Source organism: Caldisphaera sp., assembly GCF_023256325.1.
GTDB lineage: Archaea > Thermoproteota > Thermoprotei_A > Sulfolobales > Acidilobaceae > Caldisphaera.
Window position 1 is genome coordinate 1 of sequence record NZ_JAGDXI010000034.1, and the last position, 15,268, is coordinate 15,268.

Consider the following 15,268-nt stretch of genomic DNA (forward strand, 5'->3'; position numbering starts at 1 on the left):
TAGCGTTTAAAAATTTTTAACTTTAAAATGGCAAATAACATTAGGTGATTAAATGTCTTCTAAAGATACAACAAATTTAAGAAATTTTACAAACGAAGCAAAAGCTTTAAGACTTCTTGATTTGAACAATTTAAAGTACTACTATGGAGTTAATAAGGAACCTCTTGAAATACATGAAAAACTTTCTTTATATAAAGGCCCTAAATTTGAAGAAGAGTTAATAAATAGAAAGGAAATCTCAAATAAAATATCATTATGGAATCCGTCTACAGATCCTTTAGTCTATGCCATTGTTGGTGTATCTGGAGTTGGAAAAAGCTGGCTCACTTACAGAGTAGTTAGAGACGCTTTACTTTCTGAAGCTAATATAAAAGCTTACGCGATTGATGATATGGAAAATTTTGAGTATCCTAAGGATAGATCTCTTTTGCTTATAGATGATTCAAGGGTAAGTGAATCTGAGCTAAAGGAAACATATAAGCTACTTATAAAAGCAGTTAAAAAGCAAGAAAAAGAGGTAACAGGACCAATAATAATTACAGCTACAGATATTGATTGGGACACAATTTATAAAACAGCTCTAAATGGTCTTAATAGTGATGAGGAAAAAGAAAGATTAAAGAGCAGAACGGTAATAGTTAAGGTAGGAAAAGCAAGCAAGGATGAGATGCATAAAATTCTGGATCAGCTTCTTGGAGGTAAAATTTCCATTTCTAATGATTTAAAAGAAAAAATAATTGAAAATGCTAATGGGTTACCTATAATACTTAGATATTTTATTGAAGGTAAAAAAGCAATAAGAGAAAAAGATATAAATGAGATAGAAAAAGATCCAGTGAAGTATGCCGCAAAAAAGATAGAGCAATTTTATCTATTTAACTGCAAAATATCATCAAGAAGGAAAGAAGACAAAAAGGATTTCTTGCTAATACTTGCTCTCCTTGGTGCTATATTAAAAACTAAAAATGTAGTTTTAGGCGAGATTGATAAAGATGCACTCAAGCTTATATATGGAGAAGATTATGAGAAATCATACATTATAAAATCCCTTGACGCTCTTTTTAATGAGCAAAAGAAATTAAAGACGAAACAACCTAAGATTGGGACTATAGGATTAACAATGGGAGGAATTTATACAAGGCTTCCTCTTTTCGAAACAAATCCTATTTATGGCGAAATCAAGCCAATTCACAATTCAGTTAAAAAAGGTTATGATTATTTATTTAAATCAATTTTTGAAAGTGATGAGAGTGAAATAGATGATTGCATAAAAAATTTAAAAAGCCAAATGTATAACGTTGAAGAATATCATGAAGTTATTAATGGTATATTAAGAGAATTAGAAAGAATTCCTCAGAATTATTTTAAATTTTTTGAGGATTACCTTAAAAATAAAGAAAAATATGAGAAATATAATAATAATAAAAGAAAAAAGTTGGCTTATGATATATTATCTGTCGAATTTTTACATTCTCTATGGTATAACAAGGATATTTTTGAGCTTATGGCTCTTGATGTTCTCGTAAATATTGATGATATAGATGATAAGCTTTTACATGGAATCGTTAACTTATTATTTGATGATTTTGTTTTGAATAACATAAACGCTTTAAGCAATATTGACGATTTTCACAAACTGTTTTTGGGAGCATTAAAATCTAATGATGAATATGTTCGCTCACGTGCTTGGGAAAACTTAACAAAACTTATTGATAGGGGAATTATTGATAAAAGAGACTCAGATTACTTCCTCTCTTTATTAAAATCTAGAGATGAAAAAGTTCGTTTAACTGCTTGGGAAAACTTAACAAAACTTATTGATAGGGGAATAGTTGAATTAGAAAGTGTTAAAATAAGGAAGAACTATTTCTTATCATTATTGAAGAGTAGTAATGAATATGTTCGTTTAACTGCTTGGGAAAACTTAACAAAACTTATTAATAAAGGATTTATCGACTTCGATAAGGTTAAAGAAAGAAAGAGCTATTTCTTATCATTATTGCAATCTGAAAATAAATATGTTCGCTCACGTGCTTGGGATAATCTGCTGACACTTATTGACATAGGGATTTTAAGTAGAGATGATATAAAAGGTAATAAATAATATATTTTACATAATTAGTTGTTATCAATATTTTAATTAATTTATGTGTTTTTGATAAATTTTCATGATAAAGGTGGTCTTATAACTATTTAAAAAATTAGTTGTTTATTCGCAAGTATTATTCTCAATTAATTTAAAATATTTTAATAATAAACAACCTTTTTGTTACCGCATTCTTATATAAAGAATTTTTTCTTTCTTTATACTTGTTCATTTGCTAAAAAATCATGCTTGTTAGTTTTTAATTCAAAATAGTAAGAAATTATGATTATGATGATTATTCGCTCAGGTCTCTCATAGCTTCAATATATCTATTCCAATCATCATAGTTTACTTCCATTAGGCTCATAGCATTAATAAAAGATATTAAATAAGTTGAGGCACTTAACCTTTTAGAAATCTTATCCGCTACCTCTATAAAAGTTGGTATTCCTCTTATTGATGTACTTTTTATAGAAGTCCATACACCTTGACACAATAATTCCTTATTCCTGCTCTCAACTCTGAAAACGCTATTTCTAACCTTAATGTATACCATATAACGATAAAACTTGTTTTTCAATATCTCAACTTCTTCCTTATAAATTGGAGAAATAAATTTATCAAATCCTTTGCTCATCTCAAATACTATTATATCATCCGTTGCTCCAATATCAACTAATTTTTTATATTTTTTAGCTATGTTTTCTTCTCTGCTTAATTTTCTTGTAAAGCTTAGCCTCTTTACTATTCCTATTAGATTATCAGTCCTTCTTTTAATATTAAGAGTTTCAAAAGCTGATTTATAAGGCTCTCCAATAATTTTTGTATATGGTCCAGGAAAAATTGGGCCATCAACAATTAAAACCTTGCTCTTAGCGTGGTTTATGGCATAATTCTCAAGGCTTATCCTCAGCTCATCCAAAATATTATCATCCTTATAGTTAACTGAATATTGTACATGGTTAACATTTTCAGTAACAATAAAACCTAGATCCTTAACTTTATTTATTACTTCGCTAGATCCCTTTATGGCTATAAAAGGTATTGATGCATCTAAAGGTATTAATATATGCTTCCCATTATCGTTTGCGTATAGTGAAGCGAAGTAAAGGTTTGCTCCTCGTACATTTATTATCCTTGAGGAGCTGTCTAAATAACCAAATTCATCTAGAGGCTCACATCTATCAATTTCTCCTTCATAATTTATGTAACTCGTTTCATCAACAATGCCTGAAGGTAAATCTGAACCCAAGTAGCTTTCTTTATATGATATTTCAGATAAAATCTTCATTAATGATCTTATTGCATATTCTACTTCCGTAAAGACCCCTATTAAATTATAGCGTTTAAAAATTTTTAACTTTAAAATGGCAAATAACATTAGGTGATTAAATGCCTTCTAACGATACAATAGATTTAAGAAATTTTATAAACCAAGCAAAGGAAAATGCTAGTAAAAATGGGGAAGTAGTTGGTATAGCCTCTAGGATAACCCCAATATCATATGGAAAGGAAAATAATGAAATAAAGGCAGAAATCCCATTTGAAGTATATTTAAACAAAAAATTTTTGATAGGAAGCTATATTGGTATTTCGTTACCATTTTCAAAATCATTAATTTTAGGAAGAATAATAAATGTAGAGAGATCCGATATTTTAGCAATATCAAAAATACCTGCTTTAACTCCAACTGAAGATATCTCCAGTTTAACAACACCTCTTTCATTAACTATTGAGCTTCTATCTGAGGAAATAAACGGAGAAGTTGTTCCCCCTTCTTCTCCAATAGACCCTCAAAGCCCCATATTTATACCAAATAAGGAATTTATAATAAGAATGCTTGGTTTGCCAAAAGAAGGGGTTGAGATTGGTAATATAATGGAGGGTTATAAAGAACTGGATATAAGATTAAAGTTAACGGATGAAATCTTAAGACATCATATATTAATTGTAGGAACTACTGGTGCTGGAAAAACAAATTTGTTAAAGGTAATTATGAGAAACAGTAATATACCTTTGATAGTTTTTGATATACAAGGTGATTATGTTAAGCCAGCAGCTGAGCTTGGATATAACATAATTGTACCAATAACAAGCGATTATTCTAAATCAGAAATTAATGATATAATAGCTAATTACTTAAAAAGGAGCAACATAAGCAATAAAGTTGATAAAATAGTAGGTCCTATGGTTTTTCTAGATGGAGAGAAAAAGTTTAAAATTAATCTGATTGGCTTTAAGCTTGTAAAAACTTATGGTTTAATAGCTGAGGTTTCACCTTTCTTCTCATCCCAAGGTGCAGCATTCTTTAAAATGTTAACAAGTAATTGTGAAGGTACTATAGATTTATGGGAAAAAAATTGCGAAAGTAGCTTAAAAAGCTTGCCTTTACATCAGACAACAAAAGATAACATAATTAGATCAGTAGTATTGCTAAGGGAAACAGGAGTTATTGATACGCATATTAAAGAAGGTAAAACCGATCTTTATTTAGATGAACCTCAATATAATGATATAATAAGCGGAAAAACAGTAGTAGATTTAAGATATGTTCTCGAGAAAGGTGTTTCTGCAGCTACCATGTCTGCTTTTATTATAGCAGAAAGAATATTTGAACTTGTTGATAGTAGGTATAAAAATGAAGGAAAGGAAACACCATTTTTAATGATATTTGATGAAGCTCATGAATATTTTCCTCAAAGTGGTAGAGGTGATGAAGGAAAAGAGGCATTAGAAAAATTGATTAACAGAATAATGAGGTTAGGTAGGGTAAGGGGGATAGGGACGATTCTAGCTACTCATAGGCCTACAGATCTAAATGATTTGATTCTTACTTTAGCAAATACTAAGATAGCGTTGAGGGCAGACGAAGATGCGTTAATGAAAATTGGCATGGATAAATATACAAATTTATTGCAATCTTCACCAGCAGGATATGGAATAATAAGAACATTTTCTTTAAAAGTTCACGATTTGGAATTTAGATCTTTAAAGTTCGCAGAAAATTCAGAAAGAAAAGATTCAACATAAATTTTTAACTTTAAATATTTATGTAAATTTGCGTTAATTTTTTATAAATATAAGAAATAAAAAGATTTTGCGTTATTTTAGTATATTCTAATTAAAGATTCCTTATCAAGATTATTTTATTTTATATTCTAATATATAACTAATACCTTCTATAATAAATATTCCTATTAAAACAGGTTTTATAATGTACGTGAACTTTACATGATCAAGAACACCAATAAATGTAACCAGTAAAGAAGGTGGGTGTTCTATATTTAAAACTAATTCTATTAAATAGCAAACAAACGATGCTATTGTTGCGTAGAAAATTCCATAAACAAATAATGAAAAAATTACTGCAACAATGCCAGCAAATAAATATGAAAAAACTATTGTGGTTTGCTTGTTGATTTTCCAATCCTTATCAGCATATTTTGTTGATGCAGTTGCTAAAAAGGGTGGAAGAATATATTCTTCATGAAGAAGTACCGATATTAACAATAAAATGGATATAGATGTAATTAATTCTATTAAAGAAACAAACTTAATTTTACTGAAATTAAAATATAGTTTCATTAAGCACCCCTTATTTATCTTTGTCTTGATTAAATATTAAAGTTATGTAAGTTGCTTTTTCTTTAGTATATTTAATAAAAACATTGAGAGTAATAAATAGACGTTGCATGATATTATTTTTAAAATTAAAATGCTTAAATAATTTGTCTTAGTTATAAATTTAAAAGAGAGAAAAGCTTATAAATATATAAACATATGTCTTTAGGGTGGTCACATGGGCTTTAGGAAGGAGTTGGGGTTTTGGCACGTATTATTTTTAACGTTAGGAGCAATTATTGGTGATGCAGTAGCATTTATTCCCGTTTATGTTTTAGGTTATGATGGTCCAGCAGGTATTTTATCATGGATTGTTGCATTTCTCTTAATTATACCTGTTGCTTTAGTTGTTATAGAACTTGGAACTATGTGGCCCAGAGCTGGTGGCGTAGCTTACTACCCAGCTAAAAGCAATGGACCAGTTGCTGGTTCAATAAACGGTTGGTCTGCATTTTTGGGCTATGCTTTAGTCACTCCAAGTTCTATAATAGCTTTTGTTGAATACCTAGCATATTATTTTCCATCATTATATAAATCAGGTTTTCTAACGGTATTGGGTATAGTAATAAGTGCAATAATAGCTTTAATAACGTATTTGATAAACAACAAGCACGTTGGTTTAATAGGTGACATAAACAATTATTTAACAGTTTTAAAAATAGCTATGGTTATGATACCTGTTTTGGCTCTATTTGCCTTCTTTAATGCAAAGAACTTTAATTCACCAGTTTTAGGAGGTTTTATGCCTGTTAACTTAGGCGCAATAGGTTTCTTCACTGCAGTAACATCAACAATTCTGGCATACGCTGGATTTAAGCAGCCTGTTAATTATTCAGAAGAGGTTAAAGATCCTGGGAAGTTTATACCTAAAGCAGTTATAGCATCATTAATAATAACAATGATAATCTATTTGGTTGAAAGCGTTGCATTTCTAGGAGTTGCGGATAAAGTTATCAGTAACCCATCTCAATGGTCTTCATTAATAACTCTACCATATCCTTATATAACGGCTTTGACATCAGTTAAAATACCTTCAAATCTTCTTTTAATCTTAATATTTCTAATGATAGCAGGAACGATTATTGCCTCATATACAGATGCATTAATTTATTTTGGTGGTGCCTCAAGAGTAGGTTATTCCCTATCATTTTATGATAGATATTTCCCCAAAGTTTTCTCAAAGCTAAACAAAGAGGGAGTTCCATACATTTCGAACATATTAATATTTGTCCTATCAATAATTTACCTTCTACTTTTACCATCTTTTGCAACAATATTTACTGTTTTAATAGATGCTTTCATCTTCTCATATGCTCCATTAGCTATAAGCGTTGCAGTTTTTAGGGCTAGATATCCTGATGAGAAAAGGCCATTTAAAGTTCCAGCATCCAAAATATTATCTCCCATTGCCTTTATTATTGGAGGTTTACTAATTTATTGGTCAGGATGGAGCGCTATTTATATAGCTGGCATATCAGTTCTCATAGGTTTGGTATTTCTTGCTTATTATCATAAAAGCATAGGAATAAAGAAGAGGGATTTCATAGCAGGAGGATGGCTACCTTTATATTTGGTTTCAACAATGATAATTTCATATTTTGGAAGCAGCAATTTAAACAAAATACCATTCCCATACGATAACATACTATTTATTGTGGTTTCATTAATATTCTATTTCTGGGGTTATGAGGCTGGAAAGAAATTTGAATACTAAAGAAATTTTTATTTTTAATTGACAAAATAAAATTAGCCGTAAATTAAAAATATTCAGCATAGATAGTATTTACAAAATTCAAAGATGAAATTAAAATAAATAGCTAAAATTTTTAAAATTACAACAATAGATAGTAGTTCATTGGTTATTCCAGACGTGAAATAGCTAGTTTCTTGCTTTTTCTTAAAGTTATACCGATACAATTTAATAACGCTCTCTGAATATGTTTTTCTTCATGAATTATCATAAAGAAAGATCTTAAGCTTTATATGATTTTTCACATAGATCTGCAAGTAATTTTAAATTTTAAGAAATATATAAATGAGGAGTTAAATTGAATTTTGAAAATGAAAAATTAGGAATAATTTTTACTTAAGTTTTCATTTAGCTCTTTTATTGCATTCCAGCAAATTTCAGATATAATCATGTCTTGGGATGCTTTTATCATGGTCTCTGTTGCTTTTAGTATATCATAAGGAACTATTATTGTGCTGCCCAGGAAATTAATTACAATTTCATCCTTATGCTTGTTTTTAAGTTCCTTCTCATATGATGTTTTTGGATTTTGTATTTTTAAGTAACCTCCTAATGTAATTGCATAAATGGAACTAGTAATTACAAATTTTAAAAGAGGTTTTGGAAACTTGAATAATGGGTTTAAAATTTTTTCACCATTAGAAAGAACCGAAAAAGGTTGAAGCTGGGAGGAAATTTCTCTTGCTTTTTCCCATAGGATTTTATTAAGTGATTTGACATCGTTTGCAGGTTTTAAAGCAATTGGTTGCCCTATAAGAGCGCTTATAAATATGCTTATTCCCTTCATTAGAGGTCCTTTTTCTGGTAGTCTTGCAATTATATTTTGCTTATCTTCTGTAAATATAATCCTATCAGGAACTTCTCTTCCATGCCATGTATATGCCCACATATCAAGGAACCTATCATCTTCGATATCATAAACGTATAGGTTCAGTTTTGCATATTCTCCATTATAAAAGGGAGAATAATGTATGGTACCATTTGCAAGTCGTGGCCTAAGCCACATGCTGTATTCCATAAGTTGATTTTTTATAGGAAAATTAATGATGTCGCCATAACCTTTAGGTATTTTTTTATATTCGGGTAACATCTTGAATGTAGTAAATAACTCTGTTAGCTTGTTTCTATCCATGGGTTTTTTAGGTAAAAGGTATTGATTATATAGTTCAAGCGATGTTACTTTTGCTCTATACTTTTCTGCAGTAGCTAAAAACATGTCTAAGTTATTTGTCTGATAAGCGTTAATTATATTTTTGATAAAAGCAAGAAAATCACTTTGATCAAGAGAGTTATCAAAGCTAAATGAACCAAGGTTTGGTATAAAGGTCTCAATTACACCCCTTGTCAGCTTCCTATAACCAATAATTCCCATAGCCCATTTGAAGGTGGGTTCACCGAGCTCATTAAATAGAGGTAGTGGGATTTTTGTTGCTGGATTTAGTTCGCGTAAGAGTTCTTTAATTGTACCCTTATCAATTTCCTTCAAGTATAATTGGTTTCTAGAATTATCTAATAAGTTTATTAAAATCTTATCCGTTTCATTAATAATCTTGCTTGATAAATCAAGAAGAGACTTTGTTAGATTTGCTAAGTCGCTCAAATAAACATCTGCTAACTGATTCTTGTTTTGGTCAAGGATTATGGCATAAGCTGGGCTATTTGATAAAATTTCATAATTTTCTAGCAATCCGAGGCTGGCAAGCCTTAGTACGGGTCTTAGCTCAGGATATGACGATACTAAATAAAAGCTCTCAACATAATTTAATTTGGCTGTCATGGTTATTCACTTGTTTAAAATTTTCATTGATTTAAAAAATTTTATGGAATTATCTCTAAAAGAAATAAGCAAAAGTTGCTTATGTTTTGATGATAGCAAAAAAGTATTGACATGAAATAAAAATATTATTTTTTTCTTATAAGTAAAATCAATTGTTTTGAATTTCTTTGTTTTAAAATTTATAATTTGCTCAATATTTATACGAGTCAGCAGGGTTTGTCTTAAATTCAACCTACTGACACCACTTTATAATTTTTCAACAGAATTATTATTTTTTGTTTATAGATAAGAAATAATTTTTATAATAATATAACCAAAACTATAAATTAGAAGAGCATTAAAAATAATCATCTCAAAACACAGAATATAAATTTTTATGTTTTTAAATAACATTATTTTTGCTTTTTTAATGCAAAATTATTATAGATAAGATTCGTTAATAAAAATTTAAATCTACACAAAATTATTAAATATTGGAGATGTATTTTGGATAATCTCTGGTCAGTTCTTGTAAACTCATTGATGAAAAGAAAGCATTTTGAGGAACTTAAAATAGGCCGTTTTGAACATATTAACAAAAGTTTAGATGGTATTATACAAAGGATAGAAAAAACAGGATTATTTATCGATGTAGAATCCTCATGGCTAAATTGGCTTGAGCTCTACAAGGATTTAAAGTACCTCTCAGAGGTTTATAGAAGTAATAGAAAATTGTTTCCAACAGAGGCTAATGATATTTTACAAAGGTTCTTTGCGCCTATAAAAAGCATAAGTTGGACGGCATCTTATTATACATACAGCTTGTTGAATATTATGATTTTCATAATCTTTTCTTCAATATTTGATGCAGTAAATCGTAGTTTGTGTAAATATGAAGATAATATAGGAGTTGTTTGCGAAAATCCATTATTGCTAAAGGAGTATTATATTGGATTAAACGATAAGCTAATAGAGCTTAACAAAAAATATATGGAAAAGTACTATAATATAACCCAGCAATTTATAGCTATGTTGAAAGGCATAAACGTTAACATGGAAAAAGAAGAAATGCAAAAGATATTAGAATTCAGAAATGAATTCTTAGCCTATTTCTACAGGCTAATGGAAGATTTTGCTAGGTTCTACTCTGAAAAATACCTTAAAGCTCACAAAGAGCCTAATGCTGTTAAAGGATCTTTAATAAACTATCTTTAGAATTTATTTTGTTGAAGAATTGCAAAGCAAAAGATAAATATAGCTATCATAATAGAAAAGAAATAAGTATTGATTAATATACTCAATAATATATTTAAGAAACCTAAGGATGTAATAATTGTAAGGAAACAATGCAAACGTATTATAACATTAATTCAAATTAGAATTCAAATCAGTTTTCGCGAAAATTATTTAACTTTTGAATAACTGGGTTAAAAGTGTAATACGCTGTAAAAAATCCCACAAAACTGTAACTGCATGGCAGATAGGTAGTGATTTAAATTGTGTGGGATTAAATTATGTCTTAAATTCATAAATGTTTACATAATAAAGCTTGATTACAAATTGAAACCATATTTTAAGAAATTCCTTTATTCTCTAAGTTTCTATATATGTAAAAATCAAGGTTATTGGATCAAATCAATAAAGTTTTTCTTATTCGATCCTAATAAGCTTTTAGATTTTATGCTTAATAGTAATGCAACTTTATCTAGCTTGCGGTGATTATAATGGAGGGAAGGGGTTTCCAGGCTGCAGAAACAGCTTTGTTGCCTCTTCTCATGATAATTCTCATTTTGACTTCAGTTGTAGTTACTAATGCTATACTTAATAGTTCTCATAATTATCCAATAAACCCTACAACAAAAACTAAGCTAATCTATGGTAGCGGACTCCTTCCATATACTAATTTTTTTGTTGTTGTATCTATTAAGCAAAGTTCAGAAAATCAACTAAATTATGCTATAAACAATTATTCTGAAGCTCAGCCTTATATAAGATACTATGCCTTGGTTAGCGCTTTTAGGTATGTAAATACAAAGAGCCTAATTAATTCTTTAGAAGAGATTTATTTGCTGGCACAAAAATATCAAAAACTATCAGGACAGGCGATGCAAATTAGTGGAGAATTGAGCTCTATATTAGGGCAACTTACTGATAGTTCATATTGGTCTAGTTTAAATCAAATAGCTACATATATCCCATCAGTTCAGGTCTTTGTAAACTCAGTAAATACACTTCAAGGATATTCCAATCAGATAAATCAAATGGTAAGCAATTGGTATGAAGGTTCATCCTTAGTCATAGCTTACACACCTACAGTAATAATGGGTATAGAATATATAGAAAATAATAGCCCACCTCCACCAGGCTTTCTACAAGCATTTAATAATGAAACAAATGGTATCGATCTTATGAACAGTGCTGCACAGCAATTATCTTCATATATAAGTATTGTTCAAAATACATTGAATTCCTATTCAAACATGATATCATATGAAACGCAAAACAGTGTTTTATCTAGCATTGTAAACAGTTCATTAATGACTAAACTACAATCATCTTTAAATGTAATTAATAATTTCATGAATAGTGTAATTAATAATTTCATGAATAGTGTAATTAATAATTTCATGAATAGTACAAATGGCTCAATATCAACTATAGCTTCAACTTACATTACATTAAATGCAATCCAAGGTAGATATAAAACAAATCTTGTTACAGCAAATATTGCATGGCTTAATGGCCTTTACTTGCCAGATGTTTTTATGGATCTCTTATTGATTATAACGGCTGTTGTAATAATTTTTGTTGGACTTAGATCTATAATAAGACAAAACCTTGATTTAGAACACATTGCTTTTAGAACCTACTTACTTGGCTTAATAGGAATATTGATGACATATCCAGTTTTAGCTCGCTCTACTATAGCTATGTTAAAGTACCTTCAGGCATTAAATACCATAGAGCAACAAAATCCACACTTAATACAAGAAATAATATTTCATGGTTATAATTATAGCGTAGTGGAGCTACCAAATCCATACTTTGCAGGCAAATTGCTGCTCAGCATGTTTGAATCAGATGTGCTATATATGCTGCTAGCTTTTTTGATCATATTATTTATAATACATTATACCTGGGACACTGTTGGTCTTTGGAGATTTATTGAATTTAGGAAGAGATCTGGGGGCTATCTTGGTCTTGTTGTTCTTTTAGCAACTATTTTTTCAATAATTATTATAACGTTTCTTTATTGGATGCACTCGCCTCTTATATCATTAATACTAGATGCTTATGCAATAGCAATTGCCGGAACAATTTCATATATAATTCTTCAACCCCCTGCTGAGCATGCAGCTTTAATTAAATCCCTTATAATTTATACTATGGTTATGTTTGTAATGTTTTCTATAATTTTAGCATTCATTCACTTATTAATTATAGTCTGGCTTATGCAATCCCTTATGATACTTATGCCTCTAACAATTATGTCCATAATCCCCTTGGGAGCTTATAGAACTCTTCATCATTTTAATAAAGAATCGAAAGCCATAAAAGCTTTTAATTATGGATTCTTGTTTTACGGAGTTTATTGGTTTATGGTAACTGTAATAGGATATGTAGTTAATATAACAGCTTATACGGAAAATAATCTTCACTATTATTCTCTCCTCTCGCCTCTTAATTTTATTTATTCATCTTTACTTACAATAAACTTAAATGATTTAATCATTTATTCCGTTATTATATCAATACCTCTTTTCATACTCATGTTTGGTTATTCCGGATCTAAGCTAAGCTTTACGTTAATTGAGCGAGTTGCGGAAGAATTCACAACGTCTGATAGGAATTTTATTAATAATATTGGGTCTAGGGCTGGTTTTTGGGCTATGTTATCATTAATCGGAATAATATTCCCCATTTTGATACCTATTGGTATAATCAATAGTTCTCGTTACCTAGTTAAATTAGGTTCTCAAATAAAGGAAACTAGAGTTAAAAGAGCAGGGCACTCCATGCTTTTACTTGGTATAGGTATTTTAATATTGCTTATTATGCCAGCTGTTATATTTTTCTTATTTATTATTCAAAATTCCCAGAATATGAGTAATATAAGATATGGTTTGTTTGTTCCCTTTACTTTTAGTTTAAGCACCATCTCAAAGGAGAGTATATTGACATTGGACTTCATGGCTTTAGCTTACATAATATTTGCTTTGTTCTTGTTACCTCTTATATTTTCAATAGCTCTCTACCATATGAGTGATGGTTTTTATAGTCTTTATGATAGGTTAAATTATAAAGGTTTTAAGAAAGTTAGTAAGGGTCTTTGGTTTATAGGATTCCTAGCTATGTATTTTTTGTTTATAGAAAGCGGTACAGCATCCATCATAGCATATCAGACCTTGTATGCTAAGACCAATACTACAATATTACAAAGTATTTCTGTGTTACATGCTGCTTCAAATCAAACTAGTCTGTCTTATGGCTATCCCATTGGCACATACATTGTATTAATGCCCATTTATGTAGCTTTCCTAATAGCTTTGATGTCTCTTATTTATATGCTAATGGGTTTCAGGCTTTTAAAGAAGTGGCCTTCGTAATATAGCCTTTATAATTTATTCGTAATCATTGAAGATAATATCTTAATATGTAACTTATTTTTTCTTTAAGTTCTATGAAAATAAAACCATTACCTTTTTTAACTAATGTGTCTGCATTTAAATATTTTCTGCTTCTATTTAATAACATTAATCTTTATTTGAGATCCAAATTCTTTCATTACATTAGTTATCGTAAGTTCCATTTAGTTCTCCAAAATATAATACCTTATGTTTTTATTCAAACTAAAAATTTATAAAATTAAACGATTATATATTAAATAAAATTATCCTGCTTCCAGATAAGTTGTTAAACCGAAGTATAAGGCAAATAGAATAGCAATTAGTATAATTCCTGGTCTTATATCGGAAAACTTACCGGCAAATATTTTTAATAATACATATGTTATAGCTCCAAGTCCTATTCCTGCAGTTATGCTGAATGTTAATGGGATTCCTAGTATAGTTAAATATGCTGGTATGTATTCCAAAGGATCAGTAATTTGAATTAGTTTTCCAAATAAGGTCATGAATGATAACCCCACTATTACCAAAACACCTCCTGTCGCAAATGAAGGAACTATTATAAACAATGGAGCTAAAACCATTGATATTAAAAATAAGATGCCTGTAACAAAGGATGTTAATCCAGTTTTTCCTCCAGATTCTATACCAGCTGCTGATTCTATATATACAACTGTTGTTGAAGTTCCAAAGAAGGGTGCTATTATTGAAGCAAGGCTGTCTGAAATCAAGGCTTTATTTATATTAATAACTTTACCATTTTTTATAAGACCAGCTTTATCAGCTAATCCAGTTATAGTTCCAATTCCATCAAAGAAATCGACTAAAAACAAAGAAAAAGCTATTGGAAATCCTATTCCAAACAAAGTAAAATATAGATAGAATGACATTGGGATGTTATTTAGTATTGATGTAGAAAAAGTTGGGATCAAGGAAAAAGTAGATGGTATGCTAACTAAATTAAGTGCAATTCCAATTATTGTAGCAATGACTATTGCTATTAAATAAGAACCTGAAACCTTATACTTGTTTAATATTGTTGCTATTATTAATGTAAGAAAGCCTATGTAAAGAGGCAAAGTTAAAAATGACTGCCAGTTTATAGTAACTAAACCATTACCAGGCATGATTAGTCCTATATCTGAGAGGCCAATAGTAGATATAAATAGGCCAATTCCTATAGCAATGCCAATTTTTATGCTTTCCGGAACGGAGTTTATTATAAATTCTCTGATTTTACCTATAGAGAATATCATGAAAAGGATTCCATTAAATAGAACTGATATTAAAGCTAAATAGATAGAAAACATAGGTATATCGATTGATGACGATAATGGAGAAATTTTTAAAATTTTTGTAAAAGCAGGTATAACTCAGCGCTTGGACCTCACGGTATAACTTTTAATATAGAAAATTCTTGGTTAGCA

The 15,268-nt window shown here is 29.5% G+C and carries 9 protein-coding genes; 5 read left to right on the forward strand and 4 right to left on the reverse strand.

Going from position 1 to position 15,268, the window contains the following annotated elements:
- The first annotated feature begins 52 nt into the window (after positions 1-52).
- A complete protein-coding gene (locus tag Q0C16_RS04710; RefSeq protein ID WP_292319978.1) occupies positions 53-2,104 on the forward strand; it encodes a hypothetical protein in 2,052 nt (683 codons plus the stop codon).
- A gap of 277 nt (positions 2,105-2,381) precedes the next feature.
- Here Q0C16_RS04710 and Q0C16_RS04715 read toward each other — a convergent pair whose 3' ends face one another.
- Positions 2,382-3,467, reverse strand: a complete 1,086-nt coding sequence (locus Q0C16_RS04715; RefSeq protein WP_292319979.1) for a DNA double-strand break repair nuclease NurA — start codon at positions 3,465-3,467, stop codon at positions 2,382-2,384.
- Positions 3,468-3,478: 11 nt separating this feature from the next.
- Here Q0C16_RS04715 and Q0C16_RS04720 point away from each other — a divergent pair, with 11 nt between their 5' ends.
- On the forward strand, positions 3,479-5,116 hold the full coding sequence (locus Q0C16_RS04720) for an ATP-binding protein (RefSeq protein ID WP_292319980.1): 1,638 nt from the start codon (positions 3,479-3,481) through the stop codon (positions 5,114-5,116).
- Positions 5,117-5,227: 111 nt separating this feature from the next.
- On the opposite strand, the gene Q0C16_RS04725 is transcribed toward Q0C16_RS04720, so the two are convergent.
- Positions 5,228-5,671: an HPP family protein gene (locus Q0C16_RS04725; protein WP_292319982.1), complete on the reverse strand. Its 444-nt coding sequence runs from the start codon at positions 5,669-5,671 to the stop codon at positions 5,228-5,230.
- A 214-nt stretch (positions 5,672-5,885) separates the two neighbouring features.
- Between Q0C16_RS04725 and Q0C16_RS04730 the strand changes: the two genes are divergently transcribed.
- Entirely contained in the window at positions 5,886-7,421 is a 1,536-nt protein-coding gene (locus Q0C16_RS04730; RefSeq protein WP_292319983.1) for an APC family permease, read from the forward strand.
- Positions 7,422-7,776: 355 nt separating this feature from the next.
- Here the strand turns inward: Q0C16_RS04730 and Q0C16_RS04735 are convergent, their stop codons facing one another.
- A complete protein-coding gene (locus tag Q0C16_RS04735) occupies positions 7,777-9,234 on the reverse strand; it encodes a hypothetical protein (protein ID WP_292319985.1) in 1,458 nt (485 codons plus the stop codon).
- Between the two features lie 486 nt (positions 9,235-9,720).
- Between Q0C16_RS04735 and Q0C16_RS04740 the strand changes: the two genes are divergently transcribed.
- The gene (locus tag Q0C16_RS04740; protein WP_292319986.1) at positions 9,721-10,428 is read left to right on the forward strand and encodes a hypothetical protein; all 708 of its coding nucleotides are present in this window, start codon (positions 9,721-9,723) and stop codon (positions 10,426-10,428) included.
- A 509-nt stretch (positions 10,429-10,937) separates the two neighbouring features.
- Positions 10,938-13,820 (forward strand): hypothetical protein, encoded by a 2,883-nt coding sequence (locus Q0C16_RS04745; protein WP_292319988.1) that lies wholly within the window; start codon positions 10,938-10,940, stop codon positions 13,818-13,820.
- Between the two features lie 284 nt (positions 13,821-14,104).
- Here the strand turns inward: Q0C16_RS04745 and Q0C16_RS04750 are convergent, their stop codons facing one another.
- Positions 14,105-15,151 (reverse strand): NCS2 family permease, encoded by a 1,047-nt coding sequence (locus Q0C16_RS04750; RefSeq protein ID WP_292319990.1) that lies wholly within the window; start codon positions 15,149-15,151, stop codon positions 14,105-14,107.
- Positions 15,152-15,268: the final 117 nt, after the last annotated feature.

Excerpts from the sequence above, each read along its gene's own strand:
- Q0C16_RS04725 (WP_292319982.1), bottom strand. The coding sequence starts at position 5,671 with ATGAAACTATATTTTAATTTCAGTAAAATTAAGTTTGTTTCTTTAATA.
- Q0C16_RS04745 (WP_292319988.1), top strand. The coding sequence starts at position 10,938 with ATGGAGGGAAGGGGTTTCCAGGCTGCAGAAACAGCTTTGTTGCCTCTT.
- Q0C16_RS04735 (WP_292319985.1), bottom strand. The coding sequence starts at position 9,234 with ATGACAGCCAAATTAAATTATGTTGAGAGCTTTTATTTAGTATCGTCA.
- Q0C16_RS04715 (WP_292319979.1), bottom strand. The coding sequence starts at position 3,467 with ATGTTATTTGCCATTTTAAAGTTAAAAATTTTTAAACGCTATAATTTA.
- Q0C16_RS04750 (WP_292319990.1), bottom strand. The coding sequence starts at position 15,151 with ATGTTTTCTATCTATTTAGCTTTAATATCAGTTCTATTTAATGGAATC.
- Q0C16_RS04730 (WP_292319983.1), top strand. The coding sequence starts at position 5,886 with ATGGGCTTTAGGAAGGAGTTGGGGTTTTGGCACGTATTATTTTTAACG.
- Q0C16_RS04710 (WP_292319978.1), top strand. The coding sequence starts at position 53 with ATGTCTTCTAAAGATACAACAAATTTAAGAAATTTTACAAACGAAGCA.
- Q0C16_RS04720 (WP_292319980.1), top strand. The coding sequence starts at position 3,479 with ATGCCTTCTAACGATACAATAGATTTAAGAAATTTTATAAACCAAGCA.